The organism is Streptomyces sp. NBC_01233 (assembly GCF_035989305.1).
Taxonomy (GTDB): domain Bacteria; phylum Actinomycetota; class Actinomycetes; order Streptomycetales; family Streptomycetaceae; genus Streptomyces.
Window position 1 is genome coordinate 635,771 of sequence record NZ_CP108514.1, and the last position, 20,809, is coordinate 656,579.

A 20,809-nucleotide genomic window follows, 5' to 3' on the forward strand; every position below is an offset into this window, starting at 1 on the left:
TCGGAGCCGGTGAACAACCCAAGGATGATCTCAGCGGCGCCGCGCCCTCGACGTCGTGCCCTCATGCGCTTCGAGGGCGCGTTGGGCCTTCCGGGCTGCTGCTCGCGCAGCCTTCGCTTCCTGGGCGGCCTGCTGGTGGCGGTGGTCGGCGGCCTCCGCGGCATCGCCAAGGCGGTCGCGCTCCTGCTGGGCCCGCTCCAGCTGCTCCTGGAGGTTCGCGATCTGCTCGTCGAGCCCGCCGAGCCCGGCGCGGGCCTGCTCCCGATCAGCCTCCGCCCGGGCGAGCGCCTCCTCGGCCCGCTCCGCCTCCCGGTCCGTCCGCTCGGCCTCGACGCGCGCCCGCTCTTGCGCCTCCGCGACCCGCGCATCGGCCTTCTCGGCTTTCCGTCGCCCCGGTGACGACGGCTGTGGCTGTGGCGCTACCGCTCCGGGTACGCGTACGGGTGCCAGCTCGTCGAAGCCCACGACCTGGGGCGGGGCCTTCGCCAGCACGCCCCGTGCCCAGGTTTCGGCGGCGTCGGGGTCGGCGAGGACGGTGCGGAGGATCTGCTCGACCTCGCGCTGGACCGCCTCGGAGACCGCCTGCCCCGCGTCGCCGGCCAGGCGCCGTGCTTCGTGGGCCATCGCCGCGATCACCACGTGCTGCTGGTGCGACAGCTTGCGCAGGTCCTCCCCCGCCAGGGTCCGGTGTGCCTCGCGCAGCTCCTGGCCCAGCTCCAGCAGGCGCCGGGCCTGGTCGGCGTCGGAGCGGGCGAGCAGATTCGCGGCCCAGACGGCGAGCGTGGGCTTGCGCAGGGCAGCGATGCGCTTCGCCTCGGCCCGCTCCCCCGCCGTGCGCGCCTCGGCCACGTGTGCGTCCCGGGCGGCCGTGAACTCCTCCGGCCTGAGCCCGTACAGCTCGGCTGCCACCGCGTCTACGTCGACCACAGCACCACTGTCCCCCACCAGCGGCGTTTCGGCACGCACCGGCCGGTCACGTGGCAGAGCGGCACATCCGGGGGATGTCTTTGCCGCTCCCGCCCCATACCCAGTGAAAACTCATGGAACATCCCGGTCTGGGCGGTTCTGGCCGACGATCACTGGAAGCTGGATTCGACCGTGCAGCCGAACGAGATCAGCGAGATTCTGAACCATCCGATCAGCCGGGAACTCCTGGCCCGCGATCTGACCCGCCTGGCCTACGTCGCCAAGGACGGCACACCCCGGGCCGTTCCGATCGCCTTCGCGTGGAACGGCCCGGAAATCGTGATGTGCACACCGAAGAACGCCCCGAAGCTGCCGGCCCTGCGCCACAACCCTGCGGTCGCCCTGACGATCGACACGTAGGTGCACCCGCCGAAGATCCTGCTCATCCGCGGACGGGCCGAGCTGGACGTCGTCGAGGGCATCCCGGACGAGTTCTTCCAGGCGAACGGCACGTACACGATGACGCCCGAGCAGCGGGTCGTGTGGGAGGCCGAGGTCCGCTCGCTCTACGACGGCATGGTCCGGATCGCCGTGACCCCGACGTGGGCGAAGCCGATCGACTTCGAGACGACCCTCCCGAGCGCGGTCGAGGAGCTCGTCCGCCGGCGCGACGAGCGCACGCGCTCCTGAGGCGCGGCACCGGCGGAAGGACTCAGGCCGGGTCCGCCACCACCTGGGTGTTCTGGCAGGCGGTCAGCAGCCAGCGTCCGATCTCCTCGAAACCGATGAGGACCTTCCCGTGCGCCGTCGTCCACAGCGCATCCGGACGGAACAGGGCCGGGAAGCCCTCGGCATCCTTGGCCCGCTGCGTGCGCTCGACCATGGCGACGACCTCTTCGATCGCCAGGATGGAAGCGGCTCCGGCCGCCTGTTCGATGCCCATGGGCCTGATCGCGCTCCCTCAACCATACTTGAGGTCAAGCATATGATCATATTGCCCCATGACCACGAAGACCCTCTACCTGCTCTGTTCAGCCGCCCCGCCCGTCTTCGACGTCGCCCACGTCATCGAAGACGCCCAGACCCGCGGCTGGGACGTATGCCTGGGACTGACCCCCACCGCCGCACACTGGGTCTCGGAAAGCCTGGACGGACTCGCCGCGCTCACCGGCCACCCGGTGCGCTGGCAGTACAAGTTCCCGGGCGAGGCCGACGTATGGCCCTCCGCCGACGCCCTCCTCTTCGCCCCGGCCACGTTCAACACCATCAACGCCTGGGCCCTGGGCCTCACCGACCGCTTCGTCGTCGGCGTCGCCGCCGAAGCCATGGGCAAGAACACCCCCACGGTCGCCATGCCCTGCACCAACACCGCACTCGCCGCCCACCCCCAGTTCGACACCTCCCTGGCCACCCTGCGCAGCGCCGGAGTCGAACTCCTCTACGGGGAGAACGGCTTCGTCCCCGGTCCGGCCGGCCCCGACGCCCCGCCCCACTTCCCCTGGCCGGCGGCCCTGGACGCGGTGGACCGCATCGCCACCGTCCGGCCCTAGCCGGGCGGACGCGGCCACCCGGCCGCAGCGGCGTGGGGTTGTGGGGGCATGCCGGCATTTCGGCGCGTCGGGACGCCGGGACGGCGGCCGGGCAGGGATCGGGGCGGCTACTCCCCCGTCGTCCCGTCGATCGCCTCGCGCAGCAGGTCCGCATGCCCGTTGTGGCGGGCGTACTCCTCGATCATGTGGGTCAGGATGTAGTGCAGCGAGTAGGCCTGGTCGCCGAAGTGCCCCGTCACATCCAGGGACTCGGCGGCGTCCACGATCGCCCGCGACCGCTCGCAGGTCTCTTCCCAGATCCTGAACGACCGGGCCACGTCCGCGTCCTCGACGTGGAACTCCGTCCGTTCCCCGGCCTCGTTCTTCGGGAAGTAGCCGCGTACGTCCTCACCACCGAGGACGTTGCGGAACCAGCCGCGCTCGACCTCCGCGAGGTGACGCACCAGCCCCAGCAGGCTCAGCCCCGACGGGGCCACCGCCTTCGCCCTCAGTTGCTCCTCGCTCAGGCCGGCGCACTTCATCATCAGGGTGTCCCGCTGCCACTGCAGGACGCTGGTCAGGGTGGCGCGTTCGTCGCCCGCCAGTACGGGCCGTGTCCTCTGCTCGTCGATCACCGGGTGATCATCACAGTCGGCCCGGGCGCGGCCCACCGCTATTCCACATGCCGGACGCCGGTCCGGCTCTCCGGTCAGCCGTCCTGCCGGAGTTGTCGGAGTTGTCGGAGTTGCTGGAAGAAGGCGCGTACATCTCCCACCAGCAGCTCGGGTACCTCCATCGCGGGGAAGTGGCCGCCCCGGTCGTACGAGGTCCAGCGCACGATGGTGTCGGTGCGCGCGGCGACGTGCCGCAGCGGGATGAAGTTGTCCCGGGGGAAGTCGGCGAGTGCGGTCGGGGTGTGCGACACCTCGGGCGGCTGCCCGGCATAGTCGGCGTGGGCCCGCTCGTAGTAGATCCGGGCAGCGCTGCCGGCCGTACCGGTCAGCCAGTACAGCATCACGTTGGTGAGCAGCTGGTCCCGGTCGACCGGGCAGCCGGGATCGCTCCACTCGTCGAACTTCTCGGCGATCCAGGCGAGCAGCCCGACCGGTGAATCGTTCAGCGCGTACGCGAGGGTCTGCGGCCGGGTCGCCTGGATGTCGGCGTACCCCTGCCGCTCACGCGCCCAGGTCTGGTACCGCTCCCAGGAAGCCATGGTCCGCTCCCGCTCGGCGGCAGGAAGCGCGGCCAGCTCTTCGGGCCGAGGCTCGGCGGTGGCGCCGCCCCCGGGCAGCAGGTTCAGGTGCACCCCGATCACACGGTCCGGATGGATGCGCCCGAGCTCCCGCGAGATCGCGGCTCCCCAGTCGCCGCCCTGCACCCCGTAGGACCCGTACCCCAGCCGTTCCATCAGCACGCCGAAGGCCCGCGCCACCCGCTTGAACTCCCAGCCCGCCTCGGTCGTCGGCCCCGAGAGGCCGAACCCGGGGATGCTCGGCAGCACGAGGTGGAAGGCGTCGGCCGGGTCCCCGCCGTGCGCCCGCGGATCGGTCAACGGACCGGCCACCCGCTGGAACTCGACGAACGACCCCGGCCAGCCGTGGGTCATCAGCAACGGCGTCGCGTCCGGCTCGGGCGAGCGCAGGTGCGCGCAATGCACCCGTGCCCCGTCGATGACCGTGGTGAACTGCGGCCACTCGTTCAGCCGCGCCTGCGCCGCCCGCCAGTCGTACCCGTCGCGCCAGTACGCGACGAGCTCCCGCACCCGCTCGAGCGGAATCCCGTACGCCCACCCCGCCCCGGGCAGCTCGTCCGGCCACCGCACCCGCCCCAGCCGCTCGCCGAGGTCGTCCAGCTCTCCCTGTCCCACATCGAGTCGGAACCCGCGCAGCCCTTCGCCAAGATCACTCATGGTCCGCATGCTAGACAGCCGGCCCTCTGGCGGTGAGGGCGGTGGCACGGAGGGCGATGCCTGTGGCGTCAACACACCTGCAGTGGACGACCGTTGCACCCACATCCCTCTCGTCCGGCAAGAAGCGACAACGCAAAAACCTCACAACTCCCCGAACCGCTCCCCCGCCTCGCGAAACAAGTACCTGTCGACTGGTTTTCTTTCGGGCGGCCCGCTTACATTGACGACACACCGCAGCGAAAACCGTTCAAAAACAGCGACCTGGGGGACGAGCACGTGGCGAGGGCCAGACAGGAACGGGCCGAGATCACCCGCCAAGCCATTCTCGACGGCGCGGCCACGGCCTTCGACCTCGGCGGCTTCGAAGGCACCAGCCTCAGTGACGTCGTCAAGCACGCCGGAGTCACCAAAGGCGCCCTGTACTTCCACTTCCCGTCCAAGGAAGCCCTCGCCCGCACCCTGATGAACGAGCAGTTCCAGGTCGCCGAGCACGTCCCCACCATCGAGAACCCGGGCCTGCAGACCGTCATCGACCTCACCCACCAGATGGCGCACGGGTTGCGCACCAACGTCCGCATCCGCGCCGCCATCCGCCTGGTCGTCGAGTTCGGCTCCTTCACCCACCCCGACCCCACCCCCTACGACACCTGGATCGCCACCTGCCGCGGGTGCCTGACACCGGCTCAGCAAAGCGGCGACATACACGCCGCGCTCGACGTCCGGGCCCTCTCCGCCCTCCTCGTCGCATCCTTCACCGGCATCCAGGTCACCTCGTACGTCCGCACCCGCCGCGAAGACCTGCACGCGCGCGTCACCGATCTGTGGAATTTCCTCCTCCCCACCATCGTCCCCCCACAACGCATCGCCCGCTTCCACCCCACCGGCACTCCCCGGCCCGGCACTTCCCTGCCCGCCTCACCGCCCCCCACCGACTGACCCAGTAGGACGGCCTCGCACACGCCGTGGCGAACCACGGGGGTGCTCGCCACGGCGTGGCCGAGGCCGCCCTGCCCGCAGCTGTCACCCAGGTGGTCCCGCCACTCGAACCCCGAAGCGGTTCCGCGGGGGGCCCGACCGCCGCTGCGAGACCCGGCCGCTTCGTTGGGTAGGGTGCCGGTCGTCAGGAGAGATCTGCGTGGGAGACATGAGTTGATGAGTGGTCAGCAGCCGGGCCGGGACGGATCCCCCCAGGTCTTCCAGCCACTGGCGGGAGACGACCCGACCACCATCGCCGGATACCGGCTGGCCGCCAAGCTCGGAGCGGGCGGCATGGGCAAGGTGTACCTGTCGTACACCCCCGGCGGGCGGCCGGTCGCCATCAAGGTGATCCGCCCCGAGTTCGGCGAGGACGCCGAGTTCCGCCGTCGGTTCACCCAGGAAGTGCAGTCCGCGCAGCGGGTGCAGGGCCTGTTCACCGCTCCCGTCATCGACGCGGACACCAACGCCGCGCAGCCCTGGCTGGCCACCGCGTACGTGCCGGGCCCCTCGCTCGCCGACGCGGTGGTCGAACACGGGGCACTGCCCGTCGACGCCGTGCTGCTGCTGATCGCCGGCATGGCCGAGGCCCTGCACGTCATCCACGGCGCGGGCATCGTGCACCGCGACCTCAAGCCGTCCAACGTGCTGCTCGCCGCCGACGGGCCCCGCGTCATCGACTTCGGCATCGCCTACGCCGCCGACGCGACCTCGCTCACCGGCAGCGGGGTGACCATCGGCACGCCTTCGTTCATGGCTCCGGAACAGGCCGCAGGACGCAGGGTGACCCCGGCCACCGACATCTTCGCCCTCGGCCAGGTCGCCGCGTACGCGTGCACCGGAGCCCCGGCGTTCGGCGAGGGCACCTCGCACGGCGTGCTCTACAGGATCGTCCACGAGGAGCCTGACCTCAGCGGGATCCCGGAGCGGCTGACCGAACTGGTCACGCGCTGCCTGGCCAAGGACCCCGAGGCCCGTCCGTCCGTCGCCGAGGTCATCGCGCTCTGCCAGGCGGCGAACGCGGAGACCGTACTGCGCCGCCCCGAGGACTGGCTGCCCGCCCCGGTCGCCGCCGACATCACCGTACGCGCGGCCGCGCCCGCCCCGGTTCAGACCCCGCCGCCGCCGCCGTCGTCGGCCCCGACCGTGGCGGCGTACTCGCCCACCGCCCCGGTGGCCCCGGCCACCCCGCCCCCGGGGTACGGGCCGCCGCAGCCCCAGCAGCCGTATCCGACGCCCCCACCTGCGGCCACACCCTCGCCTGCGCACGCGCAGGCCCACCACTACGCCCCGACCCAGTTCCCGGCGCAGCCGCCGCGGGTCCCGCAGCCACAGGGTCCGCAGCAGCCGTACCCGGGATGGCCCGGGCACCCGGCGGCCCAGCCCCCGAGGAGCCAGAGCCGGCGGGGCGCGATCGCCGTCGTGGCCGCAGTGGTGGTCGCGGTCGGTGGCGTCGTGGCGTACTCCGCGCTCAAGGAGAACCAGCAGCAGACGCAGGGCAGCGGATCGTCTCAGGGCAAGGACAAGAGCGGCGGAGGCGCGTCGGGCGACGCCAAGCCGGGCGCCAAGGCCGATCCGACGCCCACGGAGCACAAGGGCATCAACCTCACGGCCGGCTACCACCTGACCCTCGGTGACGACGACGTCCGGCCCCAGCAGGGCGAGGACGGCGGGTACGAACTCTCCTACGACACCGGCGCATACCTCGACGCGGAGACCTCGGACGGGAACATGGTCCTGCTGGACCCCGGCCAGGAGGGGTCCCTCGCCACCTGCCGCGCCGAAACGCGGTTCGCCAAGAACATCTACCTGAACAAGATCTCGAAGGGACGCCAGATCTGCGTCACCACGGGCACCGGACACATGGGGCTCGTGACGGTGCAGGGCTTCTCGCCGGAGGGATCGCCCAGCAAGTACTTGACCCTGGACGTGACGGTCTGGCGCAACGCGATCGGCTCCCGCTCGGGCAGCTGACCGGGGGGAGGGACGGCGGTGTTCGGTTGGCCGCCGGACAGCGGTCCTTCCCCCTTTCACTTCAGGGATCCTGCGGCGACCAGCGTTTCTGCCATGCCAGAACTGAAAGCGCGGAACGTCGGCCGTCCGGAATCGAGATCGCCTACGAACGTTTCGGTGCGCCCGGTGCACCACCGGCCCTGCTGATCACGGGAGCCGGCGCACAGATGATCAGTTGGCCCGAGGGGTTCTGCCAGGCCCTGGTGGACCGCGGCCTGCAGGTGATCCGGTTCGACACGCGTGACACCGGACGGTCGACGCACTTCTCGGACGCACCCGTGCCGGATTTCGCGGCGGCCCTGGCCGGTGACCTGTCCACGGCGTCCTACACGCTCTTCGACATGGCCGCCGACACCGTCGGCCTGCTCGACGCGCTCGGCCTCGCCGACGCCCACCTCGTCGGCTCCTCGATGGGCGGGCTGATCGCCCAGATGGCCGCGATCGAGCATCCGGAGCGGGTGCGCTCGCTCACGTCGATGATGTCCACGACGGGTGAACCCGGTGTGGGCGAAGCCGATTTCTCGGTCTTCGCCGAGCTGGGAGGGCCGCCCGGGGACCGGGAGGCCTTCGTCGACTGGCAGGTGCGCGCCCTGCGCCTCGCCGCGTCACCGAGGTTCGCGTTCGATGCGGCCGCTGCGGCCGAGCGGGCCGGACGCGTCTTCGACCGTGGGTACGACGCCCTGGGCATGCAGCGCCAAGGCCTCGCCGTCGTCGCGACGGGCGACCGCACCGAGCGGCTGCGGGCGTTGCGGGTCCCCACGCTGGTGATGCACGGCGACTCCGACGTCGTGTGCGATGTCAGTGGCGCGCGGGCCACGGCTGCCGCCGTCCCGGGTGCCGAGCTGGTGATCCTGGAGGGCATGGGCCACAACCTTCCGCAGCAGTTGTGGTCCGAGCTCGCCACGCACATCGCCACACTCGTCCACCGCGTCGAGCGAGGCCGGCCGTGACGCGCGCCGGAGGCAAGACCTCTGCCGCGTAGGCCACGCTGCCGTCAGTTCCCGTGGCCCAGCTCCGTCACGGCTCGTGCTGCCCAGGCGTCCCGGTCCGAGACGTGGACGGAGACCCGCTGGTCGAACCACCCAGCGGCCTCCGGAAGATCGCGGATCAGTGCGGGCGGCGCGGGCTCGAACCTCAACACGGCCAGCGTCTTCCAGCCGTGAGGAATCACGTCCCACCCGATTCCGAACTGCTGGGTGACCGCGACGACCGTCGCGGTCACCGAAACGACATCGCTGGCGTCGGAGGCTCGGAAGCAGCAGCCGAAGCTTCTGCCAACCGGCACGTCGGCGTAGTTGTAGGAAAGGAAGAGCGCCTCCTCGTTCGTGGAGAGCCGGGGAAGCCCTTGCCCGAGGACGGCGAGAGCGGACTCGTCGGCACGGCTCTCGATGAGCAGAACGCGGTCAGCGAGTGGGGTGTCTTCTTCAGTCCTCATGCCGCCATTCTGATGGCTCTGACATCCGGGCCCGGATACTCACGGGAGTCTGAGTAGCCGTCCCCGGGCGGTGCTGGCCGCCTCCCGCTTAGCCTGCTTCCATGAGTTCCACGAAGCAGGCCGTTGAACCGGCAGACCAGGCAGGCCAGGCAGAATCGCAGTCCACAGGCACGGGATCGCTGCTCCTGGGCATCGCCGGGGTCGCGGCGATCGGCTGCCCGTTCCTGCCGGAGGCGCTCCCGCCCTTGATCCGCTTCTTCCCCCTCTACCTCATCCTCCCTCTTGGGATCTGCGCGGTCGTCTGGGGCCTTCCCGACGTGTGGCGTTCGCGGCGCGAGGGGGTACCGGGTCCGGTCCGGGCGCTCATCGGGGTCTTGCTCGGTGCGGTGGCCATCGCGGTGCCGCTGGTGTTCCTCCTCTTCTACTTCCGCGCCGGGTGAGCTGTCGTCGGCCGAGAGCCGGCCACCGGGAGTCGTCCGGGCAACGCCGGTTTTCGGCAACGCCAATCCCGCACAGCGGGCTCGGCCCGTTCAGGCGGCTTGTGCCCTTTTCATCGAGGCAGTGTGTGCCTGCTCGGCACGCTGGGTGCGTTGTACCCAGCGGACAGCGGGCGGTGCTGCCAGACCCGTCAGCGCGAACAGGGCTCCCACGACGTACCACCCGGGGCGGCCCCAGGTGATGCACAGCGAATGCCACGCCTGCTCGGCGGTAGGCGTTCCCGCCGGTCTCGGGGGAAACGACGTTGCGGCTGGCTCGTACCTGGAACGCGACGACGATGAGGATGCAGGTGAGCATGGTGCCCGAGATGAGCCAGTGCGGGGCGGTAGTGGCTCCGATCAGCCAGAGCGGGATGGCCACGGTGAGAACCTTGAACTGGATGGCCATGATCCCGTCGAGTGCGGTGAGCAGCAGGTAGGGCCGGTCCGTGAGAGCGATCCAGCGAGGGCCGCCGGTGGTGGCGAGGGGCGTGACCGGCGGCAGGGAGATGAGGAGCGCCGCGGAGACCGCGAAGGCGATCGCGTTGCCGATGACCATGAGCTGATAGGCGGTGAGCGTACCCACCTGAACGACCAAGCCCGCTCCCACGGCACCGAGGGAGATGCCGACATTGGTCACCGCACGGAGATAGGCGCGGAACTCCTGCGGCCGGTCGCCTCCGTAGTGCCTGATGAGCGGACTGCGTGCGGCTGTTCCGGCCGCCTTGGCTCCGGCAGCCGCGGTGACCGCGAGAACGAACGGCCAGAAGCCGTCCGCCAGCACGAAGCCGGCCGTGGCCAGTGCCTGGACGACAAGGGTGGCGGTGTAGACGCCGCGTGCTCCGTATCTGTCCGCGAGATGGCCGACCGCGACGCCCAGGGCCAGAGCGACGAGACCGGCGATGCCGAGTCGGAGCCCAACCTGGCCTGCCGGAAGGTGAATCGCTTCCGTGAAGTACAGCACCCCAGCGGTCAGAAACAGGCCGCTGCCCACGGTTTAGACGAAGTTCGAGGCCGCAAGGCTGCGCTGCGGCCTGGTGTCCGGCATCAGGCGGGGCATGACAAGGCTCCACGTCACAGGCAGACGGTAAGGACCCGCCAAGCTTATTGCACATCACTCGCAAGAGCAAGAGATATGCCGCATCAACCTCGGCCGGACGGGCCCCTGTCGATCTCGGGGGCTTCCGGGGGCTCTTCGCCGGACGGATGTGCAGCCGGATCGTGGGCGCGGGCCGCGCTCAGCAGGGCTGTCGTGGACGTCATGCGGGTGGGGGGTTGCCAGGTCCAGGTGCGTACGGAGGTGAAGCCGGCCGCCAGGACCGTGTGCGCGAGGGCCGGGAGCGCGGTGGGGAGCCACTTCTCGTGGGCAGCGAGGAGCATGCGGCCGCCGGGGCGCAGGATGCGATGGAGTTCGGTGAGGCCGGCGGGTACGTCGGGCCAGAGTTGGAGGTTGTTGACGGAGAGCACGACGTCGACGGAGTTGTCGGGCTCGCCGGTGCGGGCGGCGGTGCCGGCGCTGAGGCGGAGGCGGCCCCGGGCGATTGCGGGCGCGCAGCGGCGGCGGGCCATGGCGAGCATGACGTCGGACGGGTCGACGCCGATCACGTGGGCGCAGCGGCGGGCCGCGGCGTCGAGCCCGATTCCGGGGCCGGGCCCGACGACCAGGACGACCTCCTGTTCGGTGGGCGCGGCGAGGGCGACGACATGCCGCTCGGTGGCGGCGTTGCCGTGCGCCATGAGTCGGCCGCCGAGACGGCCGAGCAGCCCGGTGGGCTGACCGAACCCCTTGGTCAAAAGTCGCTGGGTGATGCTCTGCACGTCGCCATGGAAGCACGTGGAGAGCGGTCAGCCGTGTCGAGGCACGCCCGGCGGGGACCCAGATCGACGATCATTCCGCCGCAGCATGAGGATGCGTACCGCAGGTGAAGGCGAGGATGTCTGCGGCAGCTTCGCTCAGACTGGCGAAGTGCCGGTGCACGCCGTCCACCGCGGCGGGAGCGTTGACCCCCCACACCGTCATGCCGGCGCGCAGCCCGGACAGCACGCCGGTGGGGGCGTCTTCGACGACGAGGCAGTCCTGCGGCGCGGCACCCAACCGCTGGGCAGCCAGCAGATACGGGACCGGTGAGGGCTTGCCCTCCGCCACGGAGGCGGCATCGACGATGACCTCCGGGGCCGGCAGCCCGGTCCGGGCGAAGCGCCCGAGCACCCGGTGTTCGTAGTTGGACGTCACCAGCGCCCATCCGCCGGTCGGCAGCGCCTCCAGCAGCTCCGCCGCACCCTCGAACGCCCCGTACACCCCCGAGCGGACGTCCTCGTCCTCCAGCTCGTGCAGCAGGGCGAGGCACTCCTGTGGATCACGTCCGGCAGCCACCTGCGCAAAGGTCTCCATCGGCCTCGTCCGCAACGCCACCCGGTAGACCTCATCGGGATCCAACCCGTACCGCTGCGCCCACACCCCCCACACCCCCCACACCCTGCGCTGATTGTCCACGGCGTCGATCAGCGTGCCATCGACGTCGAACAGGACGAACTTCTTCGCACCGAGCCCATCAGAATCACCTATCACAAGATGATCATGCCAGCAGGCCCCGCAGGCCCCGCAGGCCCGATCAACTCGGGGGCTACGGGCGTTTCGACGCGCCCGACCACACCCGTGTGGGCGACCGTGGACCCAGCTCGGAACTCACGACCGGACACCCCAGGAGGCGCCCCCATGAACTGGACACTTGAAGTCGTCCCCGTCCCCGTCAGCGATATGGATCGCGCGAAGGCCTTCTACGCCGAAAAGATCGGCTTCAAGATCGACCTCGACGACGAAGTCGCCCCAGGAGTGCGCATCATCCAGATGACACCGCCCGGCTCGCGCTGCTCCATCGCCATGCTTCAGGGAATGCCGGCAGCTCCCGGCACCAAAGTCATGGCACCCGGCACACTGCACGGCCTTCAACTGTGCGTCGTCGACATCGAAGCAGCACACAAGGACCTGACGGACCGAGGAGTCGAGGTATCCCCCGTCCGCCACGTCGGCGCGACCGGCTGGGAAAACGGCAAGGGTGGGACCTGGAACTCCTTCCTCACCTTCAACGACCCCGACGGGAACGGCTGGGTGGTCCAGGAAGCCCCCTCCGAACTCGCCGAACGCTGACCACCGGCCGCCCTCGTCACCTGCTGCTCGTCGCGCTTCACCCGCACCTGCAGGGCCTGTCCCCGCAGGTGCGGGGAGCAGTGCCCCGATGGATGGATCACTGTGGCGCGACCGCTCCCGAGTCCGGCGACTGCTGGAGTCCGGATGCGTCGACCGCCTCGAAGTCCGATCCCTTGAATCCCTTGAGTCCGTCGAGTTGGGAGTTGTCCCAGCCGGAGTTCTCTTCACCGGTGATGTACCAGGCCGAACCGTTGTCCGCGACGATGGCGCCGTACTTCTTGAGCGCCTCGGCCACGGCCTTGGCCTGCGGGGCCAACTGCGAGGTGTCCACCGAGTTCTTGAGCCGCAGCCGCAGCCCCATGGGAGGCAGCGACTCGTCCGCGGCGGAGCCCGCCTGGTGTCGTGCGGGCCACACGTAGCTCTGGTCGGAGCGCGGCACGGTGACGCGGATCGCGTGGTCGATCCGCCCATTGGCCGCCTCGTCGTAGCGCACCAGGCCGGGAAGGATGGCGAGTCCGGCGGCATCGGCCGACGTCCACCCGTCGGGCCGCAGCTTGTTGGTGCGCAGATCGAAGATCGCGCCCCCACCGGCATGCCAGGCATTGTCGCCTTGCTGCTGCGCGTTCCAGAGCTCGTAGGACTTGCACAGGGCACGGTCCCAGACGACTACGTGGCGGTCCCCGCTGCTCGCCGGACCGTTCTCGATCTTGGCGTTCCGCGGGATCCGGTACCCGGACGTATCGCTCTCCTCTGCGTAGTCCAAGGTCACCGTCGATTCCGGCACGATCGCGTCCGAGACGGTGATGGGTATGCCGAACGGCTCGCCCTCGACGAGCCCCGATCCGAAGTCCGGGTGCAGGGGCTCCGTGGAACCGATCGAGGCGACGTACCGGGCGGAGCTCGGGTGCACGGGCAACTGGTCCACGGGTGCACGCCAGAAACTGTCCGGCAGTGAGGTCTCACAGGAACGGTCGTCCGGGGCGGTCGCGGTCGCAGTGTACCCGGGCATCAGGCACGCGGCAGTCATGGCGGCGACGGCGACGATGGCCGGGATGCCGTTGATCGAGCGCAATTCCGCTACGCGCTTCATGGTCATCGATCATCCTAGGTAGTCGTGCACGGACGCACGGACCGAGGAGATGGCCTCACCTCATCTGCACGGCCTCCGGGACGGCCCCTCTTCCAGCGTAGGCACGTTCGCGCCCCGGCGCCCTGCCGTCCTCACGTAGCGTCGGCGCCGGCCAGGAGGGTGGACCAGTCCTGGTCCACGGCCCAGTCGGTGAAGCTGTGCCAGCCGACTTCGGGATGGTCACGGCGCAGCCCGGCCACGTCTACGTCGAGGCCAGAGGTGGTGAAGTACTCGAACATGGCGGCCAGGTCTTCGGACCGGGTCCGTACGTAGGCCAGGGGTACCTCCTGGTGGCCGATCGGGCGGCCGATGGCATCGGCGAGGATCTTCGCCATCTCGGCAGGGGTGCGCTCGTCGGAAGCTATGTCGATGCGGCGGCCGGCGAACTCGTCGCGTCGCTGAAGGACCAGTGCGGCGAACGCGCCGATGTCGGTGGCGGGTATGAGCGTGAGCGGCCGGTCGGCCGGCATGGGCCACGCGAACGTGTCCCGGAGCAGCCCTTCCAGGATCCAGCCGCTCGCATAGTTGTCCATGAACGCGGCCGGGGCGATCACCGTCCAAGGCAATCCGGCCTCACGAAGGTGCCGCTCGACCAGATGCTTGCTCTCGTAGTGCGGGACACCGGTGCCGCGGTCGGCGTGCGCGGCAGAGGTGAGCACGACGTGGCCGAGGCCGGCGGCTGCCGCGGCGTCGACGAGGGTCTTGCCCTGCCGGGTCTCGGTGGCGATGTCGGCGCCGAAGGGAGTCGTGACCGCGAAGAGCGAATCCGCTCCTTCGAGGGCCGCGTCAAGGGACGTACGGTCGTCGAAGTCGGCGCGGCGGACATCGGCTCCGAGGCTGCGCAGGGCGTCAGCCGCGGGCGCATCGGGATCACGGGTGACGGCAAGCACCTGGTGGCCGGCGGCGAGCAGGGCGCGAGCGGTTGCCCCGCCCTGGGCCCCGGTGGCTCCGGTGACGACAACGTTGAGCATGGTTCCCCCACGAACAGATTCTCTGCGTGGCGCACTTTCTGCGCTACGCAGAGAACTATACGGGATCACTGCGCCACGCAGCAATAGGGAACGCCGTCCGGCTGCAGAGCCCCGGCGCCCGCGGTCGTACGAGCGGGCGCCGATGCCGACGCCGATGCCGGCTCAGCGAAGGGGGCCCGCCAGCAGTCCGGGAAGCGTCGCGACGGCCGGGGGCAGTGCACGGAGGGCGGAGGCCGGGCCGTCAGCCGCCGGGACGCCCATGGGCAAGGCCTCGGCGGGACGGTTCTTCGCGGCCGGGTCCGTTGCGCGCGGTGCGGTGGCACCGCAAAGGGACCGGTCCCGATAGTCCCTCAGGGCGGCGTCGGCCGGGTGCGGGACGAAGGCGGTGCCGTCCTCGTTGAGGCGCTGGTACTTCATCAGGTTGTAGCCGATGGCGAACTGCCGGGTGCCGTCCGGGCTGGACAGTGCCCACGTACCGGCGCCCCAGACGCCCCCGTCGTGCCCCCAGGCCGGGCCGCAGGGCGTGTCCATGGTGTAGATGCCGAGGCCGTAGCGCATGATCAAGGAACCCTTTTCGTCCCTGACGTCGACAGCGGTGCGCATCTCGTCCAGCTGGTGGCGCGGCAGCAGGTTGCCGGTCAGCAGGGTGCGGTAGAAGGCGTTGAGGTCCTGCGGTGTGGAGACGAGGGCGCCCGCGGTGCCGGCCCAGGTCATGTTGTAGACGCTGTAGTCGCGCGGCGGGTCGATTAGCCCGAAGAAGCTCTCGTACATGCGCGCATGGGCGCCGCGGATGTGCGGGTCGGTGCCGGGGAAGTAGGTGTCCCGCAAGCCGGCCCGCCGGATCACGTCCTGGGTGATCAGTCGTTCCGGGTCCTGGCCGGTCACCTTGCGGAGCACCTCGCCCAACAGCAGGTAGTTGGTGTTGGAGTAGGTCCAGTCGGTACCGGGTTCGAACAGCTGCGGCCGGGCCACCCCGTACCCGATCAGCTCGGCGGGCCGTACCGTGCGGAACCGGTGGTCGTCCAGGCTCTCCGTGGTGCCCTTCTTGAGGGAGGGGAAGGCGTCCGCGATGTAGTCGTCGATGCCGCTGGTGTGGTTGAGGAGCATGCGTACGGTCACCTTGCGGCCGCGCTCGCCGGGCAGGAGTTCGGGCACGTAGTCCGCGACCGGCCGGTCCAGGCCCACCCGGCCCTTCGCGGACTGCTGGAGCACGGCGACGGCGGTGAAGGTCTTGGTGACGCTGCCGACGCGGTGCCGGAGGTCGGGGCGGGTCGGTATGCCGACGGAAAGGTCGGCGAGGCCGGCGGCTCCGTCGAAGCGATCGCGTCCGTCGCGGACCGCGGAGTAGACGCCGTACACGCCCGCCTCCTGGATGGCGTTCAGCCTCGCCTGCAGCTGAGCGCGGTCGGGGTGCCGGCCCGACGCCGTGGCACGAGCGGCCGGCGACTCCTCGCCGGCGGCGGTGGCCGCCGGAGCGAGGCCCGCGAGCAGGGCTGCGGCGACGGCGGTGACGGTGACGGTGACGGTGACGGTGACGGAGGCAACGCGGCGCAGGCGCGGTACGGGTCGGTCTGCAGGAGAGGTGTGGGGCACGGCGACTCCTCGTCGGTGGCCCGGTGGGGCCCGGCGATCTGGGACACCTCGATTCTTGGCCCCCTCCCCGCCGTGCGGCCTCCTCCACCAGGACGAACAAGGCATCAACCTCCAGAAGGAGATGCACCTTGACAACCCATTACATTTGTCACGCCGAGCCCCGAGCGCTGAGCCCCGACCGTCATCGCCACCGTCAGCGGAGCGGTCGCTCCCCTGTCGAGCGCGCGTAGCGGTCCGCGAGGCCGCGGAGGTGGGTGACCAGTTCCGGGGGTTCCGTGACGTCGAAGTCGAAGTCGAGCATGCCCAGGTAGGCGGCGAGGGTCTGCACCGTGTCGGCGCCGGTGACCAGAACGCAGGTATCGGCGTCGAGCGCCTCGACCGTGCCGACCGCGGGATTGATCCGCTCGGCCACCGCTGCCGCCGGGGCGTGCACGGTCACGCGTGCGTGGTGGCGCCAGGCTGCGCCCGACACCCGTAGCGCGACGTACGCGGCCACGTCGCCGCCGGGCGGTTCGCGCGGGGTGAAGCGCGGTCCGGTCGGAGTGCGGGGCTGGATCCGGTCGATCCGGAAGGTCCGCCAGTCCTCCCGCTCCACGTCCCATGCCACCAGGTACCAGCGACGCCCCCAGTTCACCGCCCGGTACGGCTCCACGATGCGGCGGGTGGGCGAGCCCGCGTGGTCCAGGTAGTCGAAGCGGAGCCGCTCCTGGTCGCGGCAGGCGGATACGAGGGTGGTCAGTACGTCTGCGGACACGGCCGGAACCGGACGGTCCGCCGGCACGGCCACGGTGTACGCCATGAGGGTCCGTACTCGGCGGCGCAGCCGGGAAGGCAGTACCTGCTCCAGCTTGGTCAGCGCCCGCAGCGAGGTCTCCTCCGTTCCGGGGACGGCTCCCTGCATGGCGGTGCGCAGCGCGATCGTCACGGCGACGGCCTCCTCGTCGTCGAGCAGCAGCGGGGGCATGGCGGCGCCGGCGCCCAGCCGGTATCCGCCGGTGGTTCCGCGCGTGGCGTCCACGGGATAGCCGAGGTCGCGCAGCCGTTCGATGTCGTTGCGGACGGTGCGGCCGCTCACCCCGAGGCGCTCGGCCAGTTCGGATCCAGGCCAGGCCCTCGGGGCCTGCAGCAGGGAGAGCAGACGCAGCAAGCGTGCGGAGGTATCGAGCATGAGGACCAGCCTGTTGCGTCATTAGGAAGGCGTCGTGCCTATATCGAGAATATTGTCTTACCCATGGAGAACAGCAGCAACACCGACGCCCGGATCCACCCCTTCCGCATCGAGGTCCCGCAGGTCGAGCTCGACGACCTGCGCGACCGGCTGGCACGTACCCGCTGGGGCAGCGAGATCCCCGGCGCCGGCTGGAGCCGGGGCGTGCCCACGGACTACCTCAAGGCCCTGGCCGCGTACTGGGCCGACGGTTTCGACTGGCGCAAGGCGGAGGCGGAGCTCAACGAGTTCCCCCAGTTCACCACCGAGATCGACGGCCAGAACATCCACTTCCTGCAGGTCCGTTCGCAGCGTCCGGATGCCGTCCCGCTGCTCCTGCTGCACGACTGGCCCTGTTCCTTCGTGCAGTTCGCCGATGTCATCCGGCCGCTGACGGAGGACTTCCACGTCATCGTGACCTCGACCCCCGGCACGGGCTTCTCCGGTCCGCTGGGCGAGGCGGGGTGGAACACCGGGCGCGTCGCCGGCGCGTTCGTCGAGCTCATGAGCCGGCTCGGGTACGACTCCTACGGCGTCCAGGGGACGGGCGGTGGTGCCTGGATCGCCGCCGAGATGGGCCGGCAGGTACCCGACCGGGTCCTCGGCGTGCACGTCAACGGCCTGGTCACCTTCCCCTCCGGCGACCCGGCCGAATTCGACGGGCTGACCGCCTCCGAGCAGGAGCGGCTGGCCCGGCTGGAGAACTTCCAGCAGGACAAGATGGGCTTCAACGCCATCCAGTCCACCCGCCCCCAGACCCTCGCCTACGGGCTGCACGACTCGCCGGTCGGTCAACTCGCCTGGATCACCGAGAAGTTCAAGGAGTGGACCGACCCGGCCGCCGAGCTCCCCGAGGACGCCGTCGGGCGGGACCGCCTTCTGACTAATGTCAGCGTCTACTGGTTCAGCGGCACGGCGGGCCCCTCGGCGAACCTGTACTACGAGTCGGGCCACGACCCGAGCGCCTGGGCCCCGAAGCCGCGCGGCACCGTCCCGACCGGTGTGGCCGTCGCCCTGCCGACCGACATCGCCATCCGCCGCTTCGCCGAGCGCGACCACAACGTCACCCACTGGACCGAGTTGGAGCGGGGCGGCAACTTCCTGTCGCTGGAGCAGCCGGAGGCGTTCGTCCTCGACGTCCGCACCTTCTTCGCCTCGCTGGACAGCTGACGCCCACGGCCGGCCCTCCCGCGAGGACGCCCGGGCGGCCCACGGCGCCGAAGCGCCGACCCCACGGCCCGGGCCGGGCCGGGCCGCTCCGGGAACGGCTCAACTGCACGACACGCGCCATGAACTTAGGTAGGCCTTACCTAAAGACAACCTAGGGTGCAGGCATGAAGAAGATCATCCGCGTACTGACGGCGGTGGCGGCCGGTCCGGCCCTCGCCGCGACCGCTCCGGCGGGCGCCTCCCGACTCGAACTCCCCCGGCCCACCGGCGCCTTCAGCGTGGGGCGCGACACCCTCCACCTGGTGGACCGGGAGCGCAAGGACCCCTGCGGGTAGCGGTGCGTCTCTCGGCCGCCCGGTCCCGGCAGATCACTCGGGCGTACGTCGGCGACTTCTTCGACCTGCACCTGCGCGCGATGCCGGCGCCCCGCCTGGACGGTCCGACGACGGCCGCCCCGGAGGTCGTCACTGCTCGCCGAGCACCATCCACTTCTCCGGCTCTCCCATCGGTTCGAATCCCACCTCGGCGTAGACCGCGTGGGCGTCTGCGGTGGCCAGCAGGACACGGCGCAGCCCGTACGGGGCGAGGTGCTCCTTGACGGCACTCACCAGGGCGGTGCCCAGGCCCTTGCCGCGTACGGTGGGATCGATGTAGACGTCGCAGAGCCAGGCGAAGGTGCTCTGGTCGGTGACCACCCGGGCGTAGCCGGCCTGCACACCGGACGCGCTGTCGTAGAGGCCGAAGTTCAGGGACGCGGCAATGGCCAGGTCCTGCTTCTCCCGGGGCCGGCCGAGGGCCCAGTACGCGTCCTGCGACAGCCACTGGTGTATCAGCGCGTGATCGAGGCGCTCGGGAGCGGTGGAGATCTCATAACCGGGCGGAAGGGCACTGTTCATGCCCGCATCCAAGCAGTCCGGCCGTACGCGGGCCAACGAATACCCGCACGACGGCGGGTGATCCGTCCGGCGTGTCCGTCGACGCACGGCAGGGGCCGCCCGGTACCGCTGCCTACCGTGACCTCATGAACGCACGTACAGCGCCGCCTTCCTCCGGATACGGGATCCGGTGCGCGCGGCCGGCCGAAGCGCGCGCCGTCGCCACGCTCCTGGCCGGCGCCTTCGCCGACGACCCGGTCATGACGTGGATGGTCCCCGGCCCCGCCGGGCGGGAGCGCAGGATCGCCGTCTACTTCAAGCCGGCCCAGCGGCAGCAGCGGCCACGGGCCGGCGGTGTCCGGGTGGCCGCGACCGGTGGGGGTCGGCTCCTGGCCTCCGCGCTGTGGTCGGGGCCCGGCCGCTGGAAGACCTCCGCGGTAAAGGAACTGGCCGCCATGCCGTACTACGCACGCGTGTTCGGCACACGCCGGATGCCGAGGGCGGCGGACGTCCAGAACGCCCTGCACGAGGTCCACCCGGACGCGCCGCACTGGTATCTGTCGACCTTGGGAACGGACCCCGCGCTCCAGGGAGCGGGCATCGGTTCGGCCCTGGTTCGGGAGCAACCGGCCCACTGCGACCGGCTCGGGGAGCCCGCCTACCTGGAGTCCGGCAAGGCCTCGGACGTCCCCTTCCACGAACGGTTCGGCTTCCGCGTCACGCACGAGATCCGGCTGCCGGACGACGGGCCGACCCTCTGGACGATGTGGCGCGAGCCCGGCCGCGGAACGGGTCCCGTGGCCGGTGGGCGCACCCGCCACCCGCGTCGGTGACGGCTCAGGCGGTGGCCGCCGGGGTTGCGACGGCCTCCCAGGCATACCCGTCCGGGTCCGTGAAGGCCCCGGCACCGCCACCGAGGACGAGACGGTGCGATCCGGTGCCGTCGGCGGGGACGCCGACGTCCTTGGCGAGGGCGCGGCGCCCGTACAGCGCCAGCTGGACGGGGCCCTGACCGGCGGCGAACTCGACGTACTTGCGGCCGAAGCTCTTCGCCACCACAAGGCCCTGGCCGACGTAGAACTGCCTGCTCTCGGCCACGTCGGCGGCTCCCAGCAGGAGGACGATCTTCTCGATGTCCCGGGTGGCCGGCCCGCTGTCCTTCTTCTCCGAGGTCGCGACCTTCAGGATCGTCCCGTCCGGGGCCCGTACGACGCCGCCGTAGCCCCAGAACGACTTCGAGGCGGGCTTGAGCGTCGTCGCGCCGGCGTCGAGGGCGGCGCCGACGAAGGCGTTGACGTCGGCCGGCTGGGCCACGGTGAGCGACAGTGCGAACCCGCGGAAACCGGTCGTCGGCGCGTCCGAGGCACGCAGGCGCACCTGCGTGCCCAGACCGAAGGCGGTGTAGAAGTGGTCGGCGGCCGTGAGGTCGGCCACCTCGAGGGTGACGGATTCAATGGAAGTCATACCCGTCAC

24 protein-coding genes and 1 pseudogene are annotated in these 20,809 nt (G+C 70.6%); 11 read left to right on the forward strand and 14 right to left on the reverse strand.

All coding sequences use genetic code 11. The annotated features are described in order from the left end of the window. Positions 1–30: 30 nt before the first annotated feature. Positions 31–927 carry a hypothetical protein gene (locus OG332_RS03215; RefSeq protein WP_327411979.1) on the reverse strand — a complete coding sequence of 299 codons (897 nt, stop codon included), beginning with the start codon at positions 925–927 and terminating at the stop codon, positions 31–33. 171 nt (positions 928–1,098) lie between these two features. Between OG332_RS03215 and OG332_RS03220 the strand changes: the two genes are divergently transcribed. Together OG332_RS03220 and OG332_RS03225 are read left to right on the forward strand one after the other, a co-directional pair. Continuing rightward, complete coding sequence (locus OG332_RS03220) at positions 1,099–1,326, forward strand: pyridoxamine 5'-phosphate oxidase family protein (protein WP_327411980.1); 228 nt, start codon at positions 1,099–1,101, stop codon at positions 1,324–1,326. Continuing rightward, entirely contained in the window at positions 1,327–1,596 is a 270-nt protein-coding gene (locus tag OG332_RS03225) for a hypothetical protein (RefSeq protein ID WP_327411981.1), read from the forward strand. It begins immediately after the preceding gene. Positions 1,597–1,666: 70 nt separating this feature from the next. Here the strand turns inward: OG332_RS03225 and OG332_RS03230 are convergent. Next, positions 1,667–1,849: pseudogene (locus tag OG332_RS03230) on the reverse strand (SgcJ/EcaC family oxidoreductase); the annotation flags it as partial. 58 nt (positions 1,850–1,907) lie between these two features. Between OG332_RS03230 and OG332_RS03235 the strand changes: the two are divergent. Continuing rightward, positions 1,908–2,456 carry a flavoprotein gene (locus OG332_RS03235; RefSeq protein WP_327411983.1) on the forward strand — a complete coding sequence of 183 codons (549 nt, stop codon included), beginning with the start codon at positions 1,908–1,910 and terminating at the stop codon, positions 2,454–2,456. A gap of 107 nt (positions 2,457–2,563) precedes the next feature. Here the strand turns inward: OG332_RS03235 and OG332_RS03240 are convergent, their stop codons facing one another. Together OG332_RS03240 and OG332_RS03245 are read right to left on the reverse strand one after the other, a co-directional pair. Then, positions 2,564–3,070 carry a DinB family protein gene (locus tag OG332_RS03240; protein WP_327411984.1) on the reverse strand — a complete coding sequence of 169 codons (507 nt, stop codon included), beginning with the start codon at positions 3,068–3,070 and terminating at the stop codon, positions 2,564–2,566. Between the two features lie 74 nt (positions 3,071–3,144). After that, positions 3,145–4,344 carry an epoxide hydrolase family protein gene (locus OG332_RS03245; protein ID WP_327411985.1) on the reverse strand — a complete coding sequence of 400 codons (1,200 nt, stop codon included), beginning with the start codon at positions 4,342–4,344 and terminating at the stop codon, positions 3,145–3,147. A gap of 276 nt (positions 4,345–4,620) precedes the next feature. Between OG332_RS03245 and OG332_RS03250 the strand changes: the two genes are divergently transcribed. The 3 genes from OG332_RS03250 (at position 4,621) to OG332_RS03260 (ending at position 8,282) form a co-directional block, all read left to right on the forward strand. Continuing rightward, a complete protein-coding gene (locus tag OG332_RS03250) occupies positions 4,621–5,280 on the forward strand; it encodes a ScbR family autoregulator-binding transcription factor (protein WP_327411986.1) in 660 nt (219 codons plus the stop codon). A 216-nt stretch (positions 5,281–5,496) separates the two neighbouring features. After that, positions 5,497–7,293 carry a serine/threonine-protein kinase gene (locus OG332_RS03255; RefSeq protein WP_327411987.1) on the forward strand — a complete coding sequence of 599 codons (1,797 nt, stop codon included), beginning with the start codon at positions 5,497–5,499 and terminating at the stop codon, positions 7,291–7,293. A 206-nt stretch (positions 7,294–7,499) separates the two neighbouring features. After that, complete coding sequence (locus OG332_RS03260) at positions 7,500–8,282, forward strand: alpha/beta fold hydrolase (RefSeq protein WP_327411988.1); 783 nt, start codon at positions 7,500–7,502, stop codon at positions 8,280–8,282. 44 nt (positions 8,283–8,326) lie between these two features. Here OG332_RS03260 and OG332_RS03265 read toward each other — a convergent pair whose 3' ends face one another. Then, positions 8,327–8,767 (reverse strand): hypothetical protein, encoded by a 441-nt coding sequence (locus OG332_RS03265; protein WP_327411989.1) that lies wholly within the window; start codon positions 8,765–8,767, stop codon positions 8,327–8,329. Between the two features lie 101 nt (positions 8,768–8,868). Here OG332_RS03265 and OG332_RS03270 point away from each other — a divergent pair, with 101 nt between their 5' ends. Next, positions 8,869–9,207, forward strand: a complete 339-nt coding sequence (locus OG332_RS03270; RefSeq protein ID WP_327411990.1) for a hypothetical protein — start codon at positions 8,869–8,871, stop codon at positions 9,205–9,207. Here the strand turns inward: OG332_RS03270 and OG332_RS03275 are convergent. The 3 genes from OG332_RS03275 to OG332_RS03285 form a co-directional block, all read right to left on the reverse strand. Continuing rightward, positions 9,131–10,237, reverse strand: coding sequence for an MFS transporter (locus tag OG332_RS03275; protein ID WP_327411991.1), 1,107 nt, complete (start codon positions 10,235–10,237; stop codon positions 9,131–9,133). The two genes, OG332_RS03270 and OG332_RS03275, sit on opposite strands and share 77 nt — an antisense overlap. Positions 10,238–10,386: 149 nt before the next feature. Continuing rightward, entirely contained in the window at positions 10,387–11,061 is a 675-nt protein-coding gene (locus tag OG332_RS03280; protein ID WP_327411992.1) for a class I SAM-dependent methyltransferase, read from the reverse strand. A 70-nt stretch (positions 11,062–11,131) separates the two neighbouring features. Further along, complete coding sequence (locus tag OG332_RS03285) at positions 11,132–11,812, reverse strand: HAD family hydrolase (protein WP_327411993.1); 681 nt, start codon at positions 11,810–11,812, stop codon at positions 11,132–11,134. Positions 11,813–11,959: 147 nt separating this feature from the next. Here OG332_RS03285 and OG332_RS03290 point away from each other — a divergent pair, with 147 nt between their 5' ends. Further along, positions 11,960–12,391 (forward strand): VOC family protein, encoded by a 432-nt coding sequence (locus OG332_RS03290; protein ID WP_327411994.1) that lies wholly within the window; start codon positions 11,960–11,962, stop codon positions 12,389–12,391. A 97-nt stretch (positions 12,392–12,488) separates the two neighbouring features. On the opposite strand, the gene OG332_RS03295 is transcribed toward OG332_RS03290, so the two are convergent. The 4 genes from OG332_RS03295 to OG332_RS03310 all read right to left on the reverse strand — a co-directional run bounded on the left by OG332_RS03295 (position 12,489) and on the right by OG332_RS03310 (position 17,252). Continuing rightward, positions 12,489–13,487, reverse strand: coding sequence for a hypothetical protein (locus OG332_RS03295; RefSeq protein WP_327411995.1), 999 nt, complete (start codon positions 13,485–13,487; stop codon positions 12,489–12,491). 125 nt (positions 13,488–13,612) lie between these two features. Beyond that, positions 13,613–14,491, reverse strand: coding sequence for an NmrA/HSCARG family protein (locus OG332_RS03300; RefSeq protein WP_327411996.1), 879 nt, complete (start codon positions 14,489–14,491; stop codon positions 13,613–13,615). 162 nt (positions 14,492–14,653) lie between these two features. Beyond that, entirely contained in the window at positions 14,654–16,084 is a 1,431-nt protein-coding gene (locus OG332_RS03305; protein ID WP_327411997.1) for a serine hydrolase domain-containing protein, read from the reverse strand. A gap of 193 nt (positions 16,085–16,277) precedes the next feature. Next, positions 16,278–17,252, reverse strand: a complete 975-nt coding sequence (locus tag OG332_RS03310) for a helix-turn-helix transcriptional regulator (RefSeq protein ID WP_327411998.1) — start codon at positions 17,250–17,252, stop codon at positions 16,278–16,280. 63 nt (positions 17,253–17,315) lie between these two features. On the opposite strand from OG332_RS03310, the gene OG332_RS03315 reads away from it, so the two are divergent. Continuing rightward, on the forward strand, positions 17,316–18,461 hold the full coding sequence (locus OG332_RS03315; RefSeq protein WP_327411999.1) for an epoxide hydrolase family protein: 1,146 nt from the start codon (positions 17,316–17,318) through the stop codon (positions 18,459–18,461). 164 nt (positions 18,462–18,625) lie between these two features. After that, positions 18,626–18,796, forward strand: a complete 171-nt coding sequence (locus OG332_RS03320) for a hypothetical protein (RefSeq protein WP_327412000.1) — start codon at positions 18,626–18,628, stop codon at positions 18,794–18,796. 129 nt (positions 18,797–18,925) lie between these two features. On the opposite strand, the gene OG332_RS03325 is transcribed toward OG332_RS03320, so the two are convergent. Then, positions 18,926–19,357, reverse strand: a complete 432-nt coding sequence (locus OG332_RS03325) for a GNAT family N-acetyltransferase (RefSeq protein ID WP_327412001.1) — start codon at positions 19,355–19,357, stop codon at positions 18,926–18,928. Positions 19,358–19,482: 125 nt separating this feature from the next. On the opposite strand from OG332_RS03325, the gene OG332_RS03330 reads away from it, so the two are divergent. Then, a complete protein-coding gene (locus OG332_RS03330; RefSeq protein WP_327412002.1) occupies positions 19,483–20,169 on the forward strand; it encodes a GNAT family N-acetyltransferase in 687 nt (228 codons plus the stop codon). A 4-nt stretch (positions 20,170–20,173) separates the two neighbouring features. Here OG332_RS03330 and OG332_RS03335 read toward each other — a convergent pair whose 3' ends face one another. After that, positions 20,174–20,800: a glyoxalase gene (locus tag OG332_RS03335; protein ID WP_327412003.1), complete on the reverse strand. Its 627-nt coding sequence runs from the start codon at positions 20,798–20,800 to the stop codon at positions 20,174–20,176. Positions 20,801–20,809 lie beyond the last annotated feature (9 nt).